This window comes from Aequorivita todarodis, assembly GCF_028561335.1.
Classification (GTDB): domain Bacteria; phylum Bacteroidota; class Bacteroidia; order Flavobacteriales; family Flavobacteriaceae; genus Aequorivita; species Aequorivita todarodis.
Genome location: NZ_JAQQTG010000049.1, coordinates 14378 through 32154, shown reverse-complemented (window position 1 = coordinate 32154; position 17777 = coordinate 14378). Strand labels below are relative to the sequence as shown.

The following is a 17777-nucleotide window of genomic DNA, read 5'->3' as shown; positions in this document are numbered from 1 at the left end:
TCAAAGCCAAATATTCTCATAGTGCCCTAATTTTAGACTAAACTTATAAACTTCTAAATCCCCTCAACCCAAATATACAATTTTGAAAACCTATCTTTGTCCTGTGTCAGAAAAATTATTAAATAGCATTCATTCCCCCGAAGACCTTCGGAAAATTCCGCAGGAAAAATTGCCGCAATTGGCACGGGAACTTCGTGAATTCATTATAAACATAGTTGCTGCAAAAGAAGGGCACTTGGGCGCCAGTCTGGGCGTGGTAGAACTTACCATTGCACTTCATTATGTGTTTAAAACGCCCGATGATATTTTGGTTTGGGACGTGGGCCACCAAGCCTACGGCCATAAAATTTTGACCGGAAGAAAAGAGATTTTTCACACAAACCGACAGTTGGGCGGTATCAGTGGTTTTCCAAAACGCGACGAAAGTGAATACGACACGTTTGGGGTTGGACATAGCAGTACCGCAATTTCCGCCGCCTTGGGAATGGCCATTGCCTCCAAATTGAAAGGCGAAATTGACAAACAGCATATAGCTGTAGTCGGCGATGCCTCCATCGCCAGTGGAATGGCTTTTGAAGCCTTAAACCATGCCGGCGTTACGGACACCAATCTCTTGATAATTTTAAACGATAACGCCATTGGCATAGACCCAAGCGTGGGTGCGTTAAAGGAATATTTCACCAAAGTGAAATCCAATGGCGCAAAGGACGCTGACAATATTTTTGAAGCTTTAAACTTCAACTATTCGGGGCCCATTGACGGCCATAATTTGAACTTGGTCATTTCAGAACTGGAAAGACTTAAAAATGTTCCGGGACCAAAAATACTCCACATAATTACAACCAAGGGCAAGGGGTTACGGCAAGCCGAAGAAAACCAAGTGATATATCACGCACCCGGCAAATTTGATGCACTTACAGGTAATCTGGCTCCAAAAAGCACTGAGGTGCAACCTCCTAAATTTCAAGATGTATTCGGAAAAACACTCGTTGAACTTGCTTCAAAAAATAAAAAAATTATAGGTATTACTCCCGCAATGCCCACTGGAAGCTCCTTAAAATTCATGATGGATGCATATCCTGAACGGGCCTTTGACGTTGGAATCGCCGAACAGCATTCCGTTACTTTTGCTGCGGGCATGGCAACACAGGGATTTTATGTGTTCTGTAATATTTATTCCACTTTTTTACAACGAGCTTACGATCAGGTAATTCACGATGTTTGTCTTCAGAAAATACCCGTTATTTTCTGTTTGGACCGCGCTGGCATTGTGGGTGAAGACGGCGCCACACACCACGGTATTTTTGATTTGGCCTATTTAAACTGTATCCCAAACCTCATCATTTTCGCGCCCCGTAATGAAATGGAGCTGCGCAATATCATGTTTACGGCCCAGCAGGGACTGGATTTGCCGATATTTATCCGCTATCCACGCGGTAGGGGAAAGATTTTGGAATGGCAAAATCCTTTTAGCAATATTGAAATCGGAAAAGCTGCTGTTTTGAAAGAAGGGAACGAAATAGCTGTCCTGACCCTTGGAACCATAGCCGAAAATGCGCTAAAAGCAATGAAAATGTTATCGCCTCCGCAACAGGAAAAAATTGGCTTGGTTGATATGCGTTTCCTAAAGCCTTTGGATGAGGCGCTTCTTCATCAAATTTTCAAGAAATACAAAACAATTATTACCGTTGAAGACGGAACGATTCTTGGCGGCCTGGGAACTTCGGTTGCTGCTTTCGCTGCTTCCAAAGGTTATACGAACAAAATTGTGGTTACGGGCATTCCCGATGTTTTTCCCCAACACGGAACCATTTCAGAATTACAGGAAATCGCAGGTATTTCTTCTGAAAAAATAAAACAAATCCTTCAAAAAAATCTATAAAAAAAAGAGGCTCTTTCGAGCCCCTTTTCAGTTTCAAAAATGATATCCAATCTTAGTTGATTATCAATTTAGTTGTCTGCGAACGGTCAGCACTGTCAATCTGCATCAAGTAGATACCTGAAGTAAGCGCAGATGCATTGATGGTCGCGCTTTGGTGAAGTTCAATTGTTTGGTTGAACACTTTTCTACCGTTCATATCAAAAATAGAGATTGTAGCTTCTCCAACATCTATTCGAGATTTGATGCTAAGTTCTCCATTTGAAGGATTTGGATATACTATGAAATTGATTTTGTTAGCGTCATTATCAGAAATACCTAACTCACATCCTACTGGAATATCAAAATTCTCTGTTCCATCGGATCTGCTGTTGGTACTTCCTTGGGAAGCATTTTCTCCAAGACCTCTCTTGGCAAAAGCACGCCAGATAAGACATCTGTTAGCCCCTGCATAAAGAAGTTGGTCTGCTTCCAGGATAGCATCACGCCCATCTACAAATCCCGGGCTGCAAGGCTGAAGTTTCATTCCGTCCATAATAAGTTGAAGCGCAATGTTATTACCGCCGGTTCCGTTTTTAATATCTGGGTCAAAACCGTATTGGTCAATCAAATCCCAAGTTAAATCCCAAAGCATGGTTGTCCAAACGGAGCCTACCCCGTGAGGAACTGCTTGGGTCTTAATGCTATTGTATGTAAAATTATTTACTGCGAAGTCTGTGTTGTAATATTTGGTTCTCAAGCCTCTTCCACCTATTCCTTCACCCAGGGCATAGGTACCTATACCTCGGTAGTCGTTTCTGGTGTCACCTGGCTTCATTGTAAGTATCAGTCCAAAATAATCGCTCCAACCTTCGCCCATCTGTTCTTCATTTTGAAGACAGCCAGTATTGTTTGGACCACCGGTTAAACGGTTGGAAACGCCATGGCCGTATTCGTGTGCGATAATCACATTGTCAAGATCGCCATCTCTTTGGAAAGGATCATTTCCTGAACCGTCATTTTTTAAAGTGGCGTTTATGGTATCTCCATTTAGAAGTGAGGTAATCAATGCCTCTCCGTCTGATTGATAGACCATAATAGCAGGTATTGTGATGCCGGAACCATTTCCTCCCATTGCAAGAGGGTCTCCGGGAACGTCATTCACAACTATTACAGCTACCGCACCCTCATTTTGTGCAGCGAGGGTTTTTATGTTGTAAGCGCAAGTTCCTCTTCTGATTACAACAATTTTACCGTTCAAATCAGCCCCGTTGGTTACATTGTTACAACCGTCGTTCGGATCGCCTCCGTCATCTTCAATCACCACTAAATCTGCAGTTATGGGAGAAACCGGTAATTCAGGTGCAAAATTGGAATCGGCTGCATAATAAACACCAGCCAACGGACCGTTATTCACGGTAAGAAAAGTTCCCAATACTTTGCCTGGGGCACTCCACAGATACATTTGCATTCTTGGTGCGCCACCATCAGGTGGGGTTCCAAAGTTTGCGTTGTTCAGGCCACTGCCATCCTGCGCATCGGCAACAACAAAGTCATTTCCATTGCCCGGGTTGCCATAGTTGTTTTTTTGGAAGTTTCCGCTTGCCTCATCAAAACCGTAATGGTAAAGAATGTCGTGCATCATGTTGTTCATATAAAACAAATTGGTAATCGCCCCATCCAAAAAGTTAACTGGAACCTGCGGAAGGTCAAAAGGAAAATCAAAGGTAAGTGTTGGGCCACCTTCAGCGGTATCACCATTACCATTGTTACCGTTTCGGTCTTCATTTGCCAGAACATTGTTACCCTTAGTTACCGTAAACTCTGGACCGGCTACTCCATCCCAATCATGCCATCCAAATGGGGAAGCGATAGGGTCGGAAGGGTCAGAAACTATCTGGTCGTCTCCATCGTTAGGAGCAATCAGCGGCAAAGGAAATACACGATACGAAGAACCATCGCCAAGCGTGCGGCTTGAATGGTTTACTTTAGTATTTGAGAAAAGCATACTGCCTGAATTGGTATGGGAGTGCGATCCTTCAAAATTACAGCTCACCACCCAATCGTTTGTATCCAATAATTCCCCAGTAAGGGCATCAACACGAACACTGTAATAATGTGAGGCATCCAGTAGGTAGATACTCAAATCCCAAGCAAGTTTTAATGCGCCCGTTTCATCCATTTTTTGATAAACAAGTTCTACGGGAATGTTTTCAAGAGAAATATTGCCATTGGAAAAAATGTAGCTGTTATCTGAAATTGTTTCCAATAAATTAAGATTTGAAGGATTTTCCAGACCAAGCCCGTTTGCAGCTTTTGATATTGCCATTACCGCGGAAATAGACGGGGAAGTGCTGTTTACTTTTGCAGCAGCATTTTCAGTAAAAGAAAGTTTCGCGCTTATTACAGCCCCATCTTTTATAACGAATGGGGAAACCGAATTGAATAATTTAATGCCTTGGTAGCGTTGTTCAACATAAACATTGTGGACTTTCATGCTTTTTGACAAACTCTGGGAAGCAATTGAAATATCCGAAATATCCTGCTGTTGTAGCGAATACTGCGCTCTGTTTTGTTGAAGGTACGATTTTATCACAGTGCTGTAATCCTGTGCAAAGGAAACATTTACAGCAAAAATGACAAGTAAGTAAAGAATTTTTTTCATAAGATAAAATTAAGTTTTTAGGTGATTACGATCAGAAATGATTGATCAAAAAAAATGTTGATATAAAATTTCCAAAAATAGAATTTATAAAAATATCATAAAATTGGCTATAAAACCTTCTTCAACTCATTTTTTAACATATTTAGACGTGTAATATTCCAATATTTTAATTTTGAGCCCTATTTCGACTCTTCAAAACTTAGGTGTCAAATGGTTAGTATTTCCTATAGAAAATAAAAAGAGGCCGCTATAAGGCCTCTCTTTACCTATAAAAATTACCCGTATTTAATTGATAATTAATTTAGAAGTTTGTGTGCTATTTTCACTTTCTATCTTTATCAAATAAACCCCTGCATTAAGCCCCCCTGCCTGAATGCTTGTGCTGTTATGGAGCTCTACTTGCTGGGTAAAGACTTTTCTGCCATTTATATCAAATATAGAAAGGGTTGCGTTGCCCACATCAACTCTAGACATAATGTTTATTTCGCCCTTGGACGGGTTTGGATAGATTATGAAATTCTTAATGCTACCATTATCGTTTGTTCCTAATTGGCAATCAACAGGTACATCAAAAGCTTCAGTGCCGTCAGACTTGCTGGATGAACTTCCTTGACTTGCACTTAACCCAAGGCCTCTTCTGGCAAAAGCATGCCAAATAATACATCTGTTTGCGCCACCGTTGGCCAATACATCTGCTTCAAGAATAGCATCTCTTCCATCCACAAATCCCGGGCTACAGGGCTGTAGTTTCAAACCATCGATTACCAGTTGCAATGCTACATTGTTACCGCCATTTCCATTGTAAATATCCGGATCAAAACCGTATTCATCTATTAAATCCCACGTCATTTCCCAAAGCATCGCTGCCCATACCGATCCCACTCCGTGTGGGGCAACTTCGGTTTTAATGTCGTCATAAGTATGTGGATTTACACCAAAATTTGTACTGTAAGGATGGGTCCTGATTCCATTGGGATCGCCAGAGGCGTAAGAGGCCATCGGCCTTACATCTGCTCCTTGGTCTCCATTATAGATTGTCATCACCAATGCGAAAAAATCGCTCCAGCCCTCTCCCATTTGTTCTTCGTTCTGCAGGCATCCTGTATTGTTAGGCCCGCCGGTAAGTCGGTTTGAGATTCCGTGGCCATATTCATGTACAACAACTTCAGTGTCAAGATCGCCGTCACGGCTTACCGGAACATCTGTCCCGTTTATTGTCCCGTTTACGGAACCACCACCGTCTAAAAGAGTTATTATAGGCTCTCCATCAACATTTGAAATGGCAAATGCCGGAATTGTAACTTGGCAGCCAAAGACGCCGCCACCCATAAGCGGTGGATTGCCGGCCACATTGTTTACAATAATAGCTGCAACGGCACCGTTGTTTTGCGCGGCCAAAACCTTAAATCCAAATTCACATTCCCCTCTTCTTATTACGGCAATTTTCCCATTTATGGACGGCCCGTTCGTAATATTGTCGCAACCGTCATTCGGGTCGGAAGAGGGACCAGCGTCATCATCCTCCACCAAAACTAAATCTTGGGTCAGATTTATAGGGATTCCTGCTCCAAAACCCGCGGCAACACCACTATAGGTTCCGGCAAGAGGGCCGCCATTAATTGTAAAAATATTTGCAACCGGTGCAGAACTTGCACCCCAAAGGTACATTTGCATTCTTGGGTTACCGCCATCCGGTGGGGTTGCAAAGTTTGCATTGTCGTTTCCGCCGGCATCCTGCCCTTCTGCGTTTACTGAATCGCTGCCATTACCGCCATTGCCATAATTGTTTTCCTGAAAGTTGCCGCTGGCTTCATCAAAACCATATTGGTACATTACATCGTGAATGGTATTATTCAAATAAAACAAATTCACGGCTGAAGCATCTCTAAAGTTAGCCGGAGCCTGAGGCAGGTTAAAAGGAAAATCAAAATTCAAAGTAGGCCCACCATCGGGTGAATCTCCCGAATCTGTATCGCACAAATCCAAATATGCATAAACATTGTTTCCTCGTGTAATTGTGTATTCGGCACCTGCAGCACCATTTGTGTCATGCCATTTAAACGGGGAGGCCGTTGCATCTTCAGGATTGATCACCAAGGTGTCTGGCCCATCGTCCGGGTTTCTCAATGGCAACGCAAAAACCCGATATTGGGCATCTACAAGTGTGTTTTTTTTGATTGAAGTATGGTTTCCCATCAAAATACTTTCGTTGTTTTTTGAGCCGTGCTTATGGGTCGCAGAAAAATCAGGCAGATGGCATTGCGAAACCCAATCCATAGTTTCCAGCAAGTCCCCGGTCGTCGCATCCATACGCACACTGTAATAATGGCTTGCATCGCGTAAATAGATACTTAAATCCCAAGCCAGTCTTAAAGAATTGCCATTCTCCATTTTTTGATAGACCAACTGTACGGGAATATTTTCCAATGAAATATTTCCATCGGAAAAAATATAGGTATTATCCATTCCCTGTTGAAGCAATTCTAAATTGGAAGGTGCATCCAGCCCAAGTGCGGCAGCCGCTTTTGCAATGGCTATATTTGCTGTTAATGCGGGATTTACTCCATTGACTTTTGAAGCAATGTTCTCGGTAAATGAAACTTTTGCGCTTACAACCGCCCCATCCTTTACCAAAAAAGGGGAAGTGGAATTAAACAATTTAATGCCTTGGTATCGTTGTTCTACATAAACAGTATAGGCCTGCATGCTCGTTGAGAAACTTTGTGATACCACTGAAATGTCTGAAATATCTTGCTGCTGTAACGAATACGCTGATCGGTTTTGCTCAAGATATGTTTTTATCACGCCACTGTAATCCTGTGCGAAGGAAAGATTGGCGGTAAAAATGATGAATAAGTAAAGAATTTTTTTCATAGGACCATAGATTAAGTTTTTAGCGAAGTTAATAAGCCATAACAAATTGAAACAATGTCAATTGGGTATGCTTTAGCTCTTTTAAAATTATTGTAAAATTTTCGAAATTTTACTAAAAAGCTGATATTTAACACAATTCCCTCTTACCCCAAAGAGGTCTTTCTATAAATTCCCTTTTACTTTCTGGAAAATTTGAAGCGCATTCCCATCCGTCAATCGTGAAATGTAACTGCAGCAGTCCATTACATATCCATAAACCGATTGGTTTTCGGAAATATTCCCTTCAAACATTCGCAACAAAAGTGTATCGTAATGGCGTGCGTTTCCGTTTTGATGGTTTTCAAAAGCCGTAGTAAAAGCATCGAGCAATGTGCTCAATATGGTGTAGCCAGCTATTTCCTTTTCCATCACTTCGGTGCTTTGGTACACTTTTTCAACACTTATCTTTATAATATCGGCAATCTGGGCTTTGTATTGGCTTCTGTCCAGCAAGGCTTCGGAAAAGGTTCCTTTTAAAATTTCCGTTTCGTTTTCAATAAAAATAGCCGCCGCCTCTGCAATCAGCGTATTTATGGCAAGCGCGCGTAAATAGGCCAATCGGTCCTGCGGTGTATTCAATCGGGAATAGACTTCCGTTTTTAGATTGTTTCGGACCAAATTGATCAAATATTCCAACGCGATGTCCTCTTCAATCAATCCGAGGTTGATTCCGTCCTCAAAATCGATTATCGTGTAGCAAATATCGTCCGCAGCTTCCACCAAAAAAGTAAGCGGATGGCGCGCAAAACCAGTATTGTTCCTGTTTAAAAGCCCGAGTTCGGAAACCACTTCATTAAAAAAATCCGTATCGCTTTGAAAAACGCCGAATTTTTTATCGGCAACGTGCGCTGTAGGTTTCTTCGGAAGCGATTGCTTGGGGTATTTCATAAAGGCTCCCAAGGTTGCAAAGGTCAGCCGCAGGCCGCCTTCAACCCCGTTTTTGGATTCCGTCAAGATTTTGAACCCATTGGCATTTCCTTCAAAAGCAACCAAATCCTGATATTCCTTTTCGGAAAGTTGATTTTTAAAACGTTTGCCATTTCCGTTCAGAAAGTAATCGCCAATGGCCTTTTCGCCACTGTGACCGAACGGAGGATTGCCAATATCGTGTGCCAAGGCAGCGGCAGCAACAATCGCCCCAAAATCGTTAAACTGATACCCGTGCACACCCTGCAATTGTGGATGTTTCTTGAGGATTTCCTTCCCCACGATTCTTCCCAATGAGCGCCCCACCACGGAAACTTCCAAACTATGCGTTAATCGGGTGTGAACAAACGAAGTCTTTGAAAGCGGGATAACTTGGGTTTTATCCTGCAAACTTCGGAAAGCGGAGGAAAAAATTACCCGGTCATAATCTACTTCAAACCCCAAACGGGTCTCGTTCTCCTCAATTCTCAGTCTTTTGTTTTTATCTCCGTGCTTCCGTAGTGAAAGCAACTGTTCCCATTGCATCATAATTTTAAAAATTTTGTAGGCAAGATACTATTTTCAAAAGGCAAACCAATCAATTTTTTTTGGTTTCGGCTTAACGTTTAGCTAACCCTAAAATGACGAACTGGTAACTTCAGTTTAACACAAACCTTACATAAGAGAACCATCTTTGCCCCAAGAAATTAATCTATAAAATTAAGATGAAACTAATGAAAAAATTCTTTTTACCTCTAATAGCGATTTTTGCTCTTGTGCTTAGCGTTAGCTGCAGCAGTAATGACGACGGACCAATTATTGATCCAGACCCAGATCCCGTAAACAATAAACTATCTGGTCAAATTACATCAGACATGACATTAACCAATGATGTTATTTGGGAACTTGATGGCCGTGTAACAGTTACCTCCGGCGCTACCTTAACCATTAATGAAGGAACAATAATAAAAGCCTATGCGGGTCAAGAAGCTAGTGCTGCTGTACTTATTATTGCTAGAGGTGCAAAAATTGAAGCTAATGGAACGGCAGATAAGCCAATTATATTTACTTCAATTGCAGATAATATAGCATTGGGACAAAAATTTGGCACTAATCTTACTGAAAATGACAGAGGCCTTTGGGGCGGTGTTATAATATTAGGTAAGGCAAAAGCCTCTTTGTCTGGTGATGCCCTTGAAAACCAAATTGAAGGTATTCCAGCCAGTGACACGAATGGTCTTTATGGAGGATCTGATAATGCAGATGATTCAGGTACTTTGAATTATGTTTCCATTCGCCACGGAGGTACTTCTATTGGGGATGGTAATGAAATTAACGGTCTTACACTTGGAGCCGTGGGAACAGGAACTTCTATTTCAAACATTGAAGTTGTAGCAAATGTGGATGATGGCATCGAGTGGTTCGGAGGATCTGTAAATGTTTCAAACGCAATAGTTTGGGCCTGCGGTGATGATGCCCTTGATATAGACGAGGCTTATTCCGGTACAATTTCAAATTCCGTTGCAATCTTAGGAAATGTTTCAGACCACGCTTTAGAAATTGACGGCCCAGCAGGATCGTTGGAAGGAAAATTCACACTGGACGGTATCACGTTAATCGGAAATACTACTACAGAAAATGGCGAATATGCAGATTTGCGCGACAGAGCAATGGGCACCCTAAAAAACATTTATGCAGTAGGTTTTAAAGCAGATTCTGATGTAGAGTTAGACAACAATGCAGTGGCACAAAACTTCCTCAATGGAAAGCTATCGTTTTCAAATTGGACTGTAAGCTTACCTAGTGGTGTTGCTAACGCTAATGACATTTTTGTTGAAAAAACTGGCGAAGGCGAAACACCGATAATCCTTAATCCATCATTTACTGAAAGAGCTGCTTCTTGGGCAAACTCTGGAAATTCAGGAGGAGCCAATCTTTCAAACTTTACTTGGACTTACACACAATCTAAAGGAGCTTTCTAAAAATTTGTATTCTCATTTAACTTGTTTTAAATCAATTAGCAATTTGCTCGTCTTTCTAAAAGAAGACGGGCAAATTTTATAAATATATTTTTATGAAAAATATTTTCCCATTGCTTATTGCAATGTTTTTATTTCAAATTTCCTTTTCACAAACAGGTGTTGTTACGGGGGTTATAAATGATGGTGAATATAATGACGTGCTTTCTTTTGCAAACGTTATTGTGAAAGGTTCACAAACGGGAACAACCTCTGATTTTGATGGCAAGTACAACCTAAAGTTAGATGCTGGAACTTACACACTTGTTTTCTCGTTCGTTGGATATCAAACTAAGGAAATTACAGAAGTAAAAATAAATCCAGGCCAAACCACAACTGTTGATGTTACGCTTAATGCTTCTGCTGGACAACTGGATGAAGTGGTTGTTACCACAACTGCCCGTAAAAATACAGAAGCTTCTGTTTTAAGCATTCAGAAAAACTCAGTTACCCTAATGGATGGCTTGTCTTTGGAATCCATTAAAAAAACTGGTGCAAGCGATGTGGCTTCAGCAGTTCAAAACGTTCCGGGCGTTTCGGTACAAGGAGGAAAATACGTGTATGTTAGGGGCTTAGGAGACCGATACACAAAATCCATACTAAATGGCATGGAAGTGCCCGGTTTGGACCCTGATAGAAATACACTGCAACTGGATATTTTTCCTTCACAAATTCTAGAAAATGTATTGATTACCAAATCTGCAACTGCAGACCAGCCAGCCGACTTTACCGGCGGTGTAATAAACATCGTAACCAAGGACATTCCTAGCAGGGCTGAATATAGTATTTCGCTTGGAGTGGGCTACAACGCTGATTTTCATTTCAAAAACAACTACTTAACAGGCGATAAAAGTGGTACAGACTTTTTAGGTTTTGATGACGGGCTAAGGGACAATCCTATTCCCCAATCGCAACAAGTGCCTTTACCGCAACAGGACGGAGAGCTTGTTCGAGATTTAACCCAACGGTTTAACCCACAAATGGCAGCAGAGCGGGAACAAAGTTTTATGAACTATAACTTTGCTATAACAGCGGGAGATCAATTTGATGTAGGCGAAAATAAATTAGGGTATTTGGCATCAGTGTCATACCGAAATGAAACAAAGTATTACGATGAATACATCAATGGCCAGCTATACAGAAAAGACGAATCAGACAGATCTAATTTTGAACTTTTAGCAGACCGCACACAAACTGGTGAGTTAGGAAACAACACCGTTTTAATTAGCGCCCTTGGTGGATTAACATTTAAAACCGAAAAATCAAAATATCAATTTAATGTACTTCACATCCAAAATGGAGAATCTGAAGCGGGCATTTTTAGGCTGGACAATTTTATAGTTAGCAGCAATACGATTAAAAAAGACAACCTAACCTACGTTCAGAGATCCATTACAAATGGACTATTAAAAGGCACACATACCCTTGGCAGTAATAATGACTGGAATTTGGAATGGAACCTATCGCCCTCCCTTGCCAAGGTGGACGATAAAGATTTTCGCACAACTCCATTTAGAGTATCAATAAATCCCAATACGGGCGAGGAAGTATTTACAATTGAGCCAAGTGAATCTGGCGATGCCTCCAGATTTTTTAGATCACTTGAAGAGTTAAATCTTGCCGGAAAAATTGGCCTTGAAAAGGATCACAATCTTTTTGGCTTTGAAGCAAAAGCTAAAATTGGCGGTGCCTTTACCCAAAAAGAAAGAGACTTTGAAGTAATAAAATACTCTTTGCCGTTGCTTAATTTTTCGTCGGCAACATTTGGAGGTAATCCAAACCAACTATTGATCCCAGAAAATATTTATGACCCAAATACAAATAGCGGAACCTATGTGCGCCAAGACTCCAACGATTCAGATTCTTACAATTCAAAAATACAAATCGCAGCAGGGTATATAGCTGAAGAATTTAAGGTAACAAATTGGATGAATGCAGCTTTAGGGGTGCGGTTTGAAAAATTCGACTTGATTTACACAGGTGAAAGACAGGACGGAACCAGACTGGAAGATACCAAAATTTTAGAAAAATCCGACTTTTTCCCATCGGCAAATCTAATTTTTGATTTGAATGAAGATGAAAACAAAAAAATACGTACTTCCTATTCAATAACTACGGCAAGACCTTCATTTAAAGAAGCCTCACTCGCCGAAATTTTTGACCCAATAAGCAGTACCACATTTATTGGCAATATAAACCTTCAGCCTACTTATGTAAATAATTTTGACATTAGATACGAACAATATGGAGAAGCAGGAGATTTCTTCGCAATAAGCGGATTCTATAAATCTTTTACTGATCCTATTGAGCTTTCATTTATCAGAAGGGCATATGGACAATACACGCCACTAAACTTAGGAGACGCAAAAGTTTTTGGGGGTGAGCTAGAAATAAGAAAAAATCTCGGGTTTATAAGCGGTTTACAGAATATAGATTTTAATTTAAATTTCTCACTTATAGAATCGCAACAGCAGTACAGTGAAGACGAAAGGGAAGGAAGGCTAGATAATTTACGTACCGGTGAAACTCTTGACGACAATAGACAATTGCAAGGCCAAAGCCCTTATTTAATAAACCTTGGCTTCAATTATAAATATGCGGAAACTGGACTCCAAGGAGGCCTTTTCTACAATACTCAGGGAAAAACCCTTCAAATTGTAGGCGCAGGAGATGTGGCAGATGTTTATACAATGCCCTTTCACAATGTGAAACTGAACATTTCAAAAAGCTTTGGATCAAACAGAAATTCAACAATATCCTTAAAGTTTGACAACTTATTAAATGACGATATTGAAAGCGTTTATCAATCGTTTGGAGCAGAAGATCAACTATTTTCCAAATGGAGTCCGGGACAAGAAATTAGTTTGGGCTACTCACTCAAATTTTAAAATGTATTACTTGAAAAATAAAAAACCCTAGCATTTGAGCTAGGGTTTTTTATGTATAATAGAATTAGAGTTTAATTAGAAACAATTTGAATATCGTCAGATTTCCAAGTTACAACCTTGGCAATACGGGCATCAGCATAAGAAACTTCTTTTATGTCTTCATTTGTAAAGAAATACCACGTGCCCACTTTTTCACCATTATTATATTGCGCAATGGCAGTCTTATTACCGTTAAAATCATAGCTCACCCATTCTCCAGTTAGCTTATTGTCTGCAGTATAGTAGCCAGTTTGTGCAACCGTTCCATTATCGTGATATATTGTTGCCTTAATCACATTGCCATCCAAATAATACGTGTTTTTATTAGCATTTTGTGCAAATGCCATTGAAACTGTTAATACGATTGCAAAAAGGGTGATTAAATTTTTCATTTTTCGAAGTTTTAGATTTTCAGAATAATCAAATTTACAAAATTAACGCTTACGAAACCATTTGGTAACGTTAACTTAACATTAAACCTTTAACCTGTTTATTTTCAGTGTTTTAAAAATAGTCCTTTGTTTCGAATCAATATCTTAATGATTTGGTAAAGCTATCTTCACACTAAGTTATGATCGATAGATTTTCTTTGTAATTGCCTATTATATTGGGCAATTTTTGAAATCGTTTAGTTTTTGTCGACTAGATTTTCAAATTGGGCTGTGCCTATTTGCACAGCCCTTTTCTTTGAATTTTAATGTTAATATTACCCTGTTAACTTAACATTAAAGAAACATTCAATTTGCCATAAAATCAGTCCTTTGTGGCGACAAAAACTAAAACTGATTTTCAATGCAGCGTAAGCACTTCCTTTTCAGTGCCTTGGTGTTTTCTTTTTTTACTACGTTTTCGCAGGAAACACCCGGCAATCCCTTTTCTTTTAAATGGGACAACGGATTTAAATTGGAAAGTCAGGACCAGCAATTTAAATTAAAATTCGGCGGTCGGATTATGGTGGACCACGCCTACCTCTTCCAAAATAGCGCCCTCAATGAAACCTATGGCCCCCTTGAAGCAAAAAGCGGGACCGAGATAAGACGGGCAAGGTTATTTTTCTCTGGAACTATTTATGAACATACTTTCTTCAAATTTCAAGTAGATTTTGCCGGTGATGAAACGGAGCTAAAGGATGTGTACATTGGAGTGGGCGATATTCCTGTTGTAGGCAACATTATGATTGGGCATTTTAAGGAACCTTTTCGGCTATCGGCCCTAAACAGCAGCAAATACACCACTTTTATGGAGCCGGGCCAAAATGATGCCTTCGCCCAAAGCCGCAACAACGGTATCCTTTTGCTGAACGATTTTTTAGCCCAGCGTCTATCTGCCCAGGTGGGGGCTTTTCGAAATGCAAACAACAGCAGCGACGATGCCTTTGCCGATGATGGCTATGTGATAACGGGAAGAATGACCGGTCTGGCAATACGAAATATAGAAAAAAGACAATTATTGCATTTGGGCGCAGCACACAGCTACAGAAAACCAGAGAGCAAAGCGTACCAAGTTGCTATAAGACCCGGCGCGTATTTGGCTCCCAAATATATTTCTACCGGAATTTTGGAAGATGTAGAAAGTATTGCCCTCACGAATTACGAGGCGGCGTACGTACACGGGCCGTTTTCTTTTCAGGGGGAATATTTAAACGCTACCGTAAAAACCATTGCCGATGACTTCGCTTTTTCCAATTTTTATGGCGAAGCGAGCTTTTTTATAACGGGTGAAAGCAAAAACTATAAAAGTTCATACGAAGGTTTTGACAGGGTAAAACCCAATCGAAATTTCGGCGGAAAAGCCAGCGGCGCCGGAGCTTGGGAGGTGGCTGTGCGTTATTCGGAAACAGATTTGACCGATAAATCAATCTTTGGCGGAAAACAGTCGGACCTTGCTTTGGGCTTGAATTGGTATTTGAATCCGGCAACCCGTTTAATGGTAAACTATATTTGGGCAGATATTAAAGACCAAGGAAACGCAACAATTTTACAGGGGCGCTTTCAAATAGATTTTTAAAATACAGATAACAATTTGGTAACAATCATTCCTGATTTAAATGGGAAATTTGCACCAATTTAATAAAAACCAGAATGGATAATATCTACTTATTAATGATCGTGGCGCTTGCCGCACTTGCTATTGCAGATTTGGTGGTTGGGGTAAGTAACGATGCCGTAAACTTTCTAAATTCCGCCATCGGTTCCAAGGCACTTTCCTTTAGGACCATTTTGATAATCGCCAGTTTGGGAATTTTCATTGGGGCCGTTTTCTCAAGCGGGATGATGGAAGTAGCGCGGAAAGGTATCTTTGTCCCCGGCGAGTTTTACTTTGATGAAATCATGATCATCTTTATGGCGGTAATGATAACCGATATCTTACTGCTCGATTTCTTTAACACTATTGGGTTGCCCACATCTACCACGGTCTCCATCGTTTTTGAACTTTTGGGAGCTGCCGTTATTATGGCATTGATAAAAATAGGCCATAACGATGCGGAGACCATTTCAGCCATCACAAAATACATCAACACCGAAAAAGCGGTAGAAATCATCACGGGAATCCTACTCTCCGTGGTAATTGCGTTTACCGTGGGTGCGGTCGTGCAGTACCTCTCAAGGCTCGTGTTTACATTTCATGTAGAACGGAAGATGAAATATTTCGGGGCTATTTTTGGTGGTTTGGCCCTTACCTGTATTAGTTATTTCATCCTCGTAAAAGGATTAAAGGGTACGCCATTTTACGGAAGTTTTAAAAACATTATTGAAAGCGACACTTGGTTGCTTATCGGCGGCAGCTTCATATTCTGGACGGTATTCTCACAGCTTTTTATGATGATTTTCAAAAAGAACATTCTCATAATCGTAATTGCTGTAGGTACTTTCAGTCTTGCCCTGGCGTTTGCGGGGAACGATTTGGTAAACTTTATAGGCGTACCGATGGCGGCCTACCATAGTTACATAGATTGGGCAGCTTCCGGGGTGGCGGCTTCAGATTACAATATGCACAGTCTGGCAGATCAGGTGCCCGCAGAACCCTTGCTTCTATTTATTGCGGGTGGTATTATGGTACTTACCCTTTGGTTTTCCAAAAAAGCACGTACCGTTTCTGATACCGAGATAGACCTTGCACGTCAAGGCGAAGGGCACGAAAAGTTCAGCCCGAATATGCTTTCGCGGTTTTTGGTAAAATCGAGCACCCAGATTGCGACCTATTTTGAGTTCATTCTCCCCAAATCGCTTCAAACAAAAATAGACAAGCGGTTTGAAAAACCCGTTGTTAACCTTCCGAAGCATAAAACCTATGAGTTGCCTGCTTTTGACATGATCCGTGCCTCCATAAACCTAATGGTTGCAGGTATATTGATTGCAACCGCAACTTCTATGAAATTGCCGCTCTCCACAACCTATGTAACCTTTATGGTGGCTATGGGTACATCCTTGGCCGACAGAGCATGGGGCCGTGAAAGCGCAGTTTACAGGGTTGCCGGCGTGCTCAACGTTATCGGCGGTTGGTTTTTTACGGCTTTTGTAGCTTTTGTTGCTGCAGGAACGCTCGCCTATTTAATTTATATAGGAAGGGGCGCAATGATTGCCGTATTGCTGTTATTGGCTATCCTTTTGTTGGTTCGGAATTATCTTTCGCACAAAAACAAAGTGAAACTAAAACTGGATAAAAGTGGCTTGAAGAAAACCGAAAGCAAAACCGTTCAGGGAATAATCCAGGAAAGTGCCGAAAACATCAGCAATGTGGTTTCACGTTCCAACAAAATTTACAGCGATATGCTTCGCGGCCTTGCCAAACAGGACACCAAAAAACTGAAAAAGAGCAAAAAAGGGGTAAATAAATTGAACGATGAAGTGGAAGAACTGCGCGACAACATTTTCTATTTCATTAAGAATCTTGACGAAACCAGCGTCCGGGGAAGTAATTTCTATATCGTGATTTTAGGGTATTTGACCGATGTTGTGCAGTCCTTGGAATTCATTTCGAAGGCGAGTTACAAGCATGTGAACAACAATCACAAAGCGCTTCGCTTCAACCAAATTAAAGATTTGCAGGAAATAGACCAACATTTGGAAGAACTCTTAAATGAAATTGAGGATATTTTCCACAAAAAAGAATTCCAGCGAATCGGGAATGTACTTTCTAAAAAAGAGGAAATCTTCGCAAGTCTTTCAAACAAGATTGAAAAGCAGATAGCCCGAACCCGCACCGAAGAATCGAGCCCGAAAAACACCACTTTGTATTTCAGCCTGTTGCTCGAAACCAAGGATTTGGTAAAAGCTTTGATGAATTTGATGGAAGAGTATTACACCAGCTATAAAAAAGCGTAGTAAATTCCAGAACATCTTTAGCGAAAAGGGAGCCGAATCGGGCTCCTTTTTCCTTTTAAAATTCGAAGTGGCGCTAAACTTTATAGGGCATATGCCGTATTTTGATGCCTTGGGGAACGATTTTCCAGAAAAAAAATGCTCCGTTTCAAATTAATGTTGGAATAT

At 40.8% G+C, this 17777-nt stretch carries 9 protein-coding genes; 5 read left to right on the top strand and 4 right to left on the bottom strand.

All coding sequences use genetic code 11. The features are described 5' to 3' along the window. Window positions 1-103: 103 nt before the first annotated feature. The gene (locus tag POV26_RS13510; RefSeq protein WP_272856995.1) at window positions 104-1882 is read left to right on the top strand and encodes a 1-deoxy-D-xylulose-5-phosphate synthase; all 1779 of its coding nucleotides are present in this window, start codon (window positions 104-106) and stop codon (window positions 1880-1882) included. Between the two features lie 52 nt (window positions 1883-1934). On the opposite strand, the gene POV26_RS13505 is transcribed toward POV26_RS13510, so the two are convergent. From POV26_RS13505 to POV26_RS13495, 3 genes are all read right to left on the bottom strand, one after another. Then, window positions 1935-4523, bottom strand: a complete 2589-nt coding sequence (locus tag POV26_RS13505; RefSeq protein ID WP_272856994.1) for a T9SS-dependent M36 family metallopeptidase — start codon at window positions 4521-4523, stop codon at window positions 1935-1937. Window positions 4524-4808: 285 nt separating this feature from the next. Continuing rightward, on the bottom strand, window positions 4809-7397 hold the full coding sequence (locus POV26_RS13500; RefSeq protein WP_272856993.1) for a T9SS-dependent M36 family metallopeptidase: 2589 nt from the start codon (window positions 7395-7397) through the stop codon (window positions 4809-4811). Between the two features lie 162 nt (window positions 7398-7559). Further along, complete coding sequence (locus tag POV26_RS13495; RefSeq protein WP_272857054.1) at window positions 7560-8888, bottom strand: deoxyguanosinetriphosphate triphosphohydrolase; 1329 nt, start codon at window positions 8886-8888, stop codon at window positions 7560-7562. A 188-nt stretch (window positions 8889-9076) separates the two neighbouring features. Between POV26_RS13495 and POV26_RS13490 the strand changes: the two genes are divergently transcribed. Beyond that, window positions 9077-10324 carry a hypothetical protein gene (locus tag POV26_RS13490; RefSeq protein WP_272856992.1) on the top strand — a complete coding sequence of 416 codons (1248 nt, stop codon included), beginning with the start codon at window positions 9077-9079 and terminating at the stop codon, window positions 10322-10324. A gap of 92 nt (window positions 10325-10416) precedes the next feature. After that, window positions 10417-13248 carry a TonB-dependent receptor gene (locus tag POV26_RS13485; RefSeq protein ID WP_272856991.1) on the top strand — a complete coding sequence of 944 codons (2832 nt, stop codon included), beginning with the start codon at window positions 10417-10419 and terminating at the stop codon, window positions 13246-13248. A gap of 71 nt (window positions 13249-13319) precedes the next feature. Here POV26_RS13485 and POV26_RS13480 read toward each other — a convergent pair whose 3' ends face one another. Further along, the gene (locus POV26_RS13480) at window positions 13320-13679 is read right to left on the bottom strand and encodes a nicotinic acid mononucleotide adenyltransferase (RefSeq protein WP_062620028.1); all 360 of its coding nucleotides are present in this window, start codon (window positions 13677-13679) and stop codon (window positions 13320-13322) included. 400 nt (window positions 13680-14079) lie between these two features. On the opposite strand from POV26_RS13480, the gene POV26_RS13475 reads away from it, so the two are divergent. Further along, entirely contained in the window at window positions 14080-15294 is a 1215-nt protein-coding gene (locus POV26_RS13475; RefSeq protein WP_272856990.1) for an OprO/OprP family phosphate-selective porin, read from the top strand. A gap of 74 nt (window positions 15295-15368) precedes the next feature. Next, complete coding sequence (locus POV26_RS13470) at window positions 15369-17612, top strand: inorganic phosphate transporter (RefSeq protein ID WP_272856989.1); 2244 nt, start codon at window positions 15369-15371, stop codon at window positions 17610-17612. Window positions 17613-17777 lie beyond the last annotated feature (165 nt).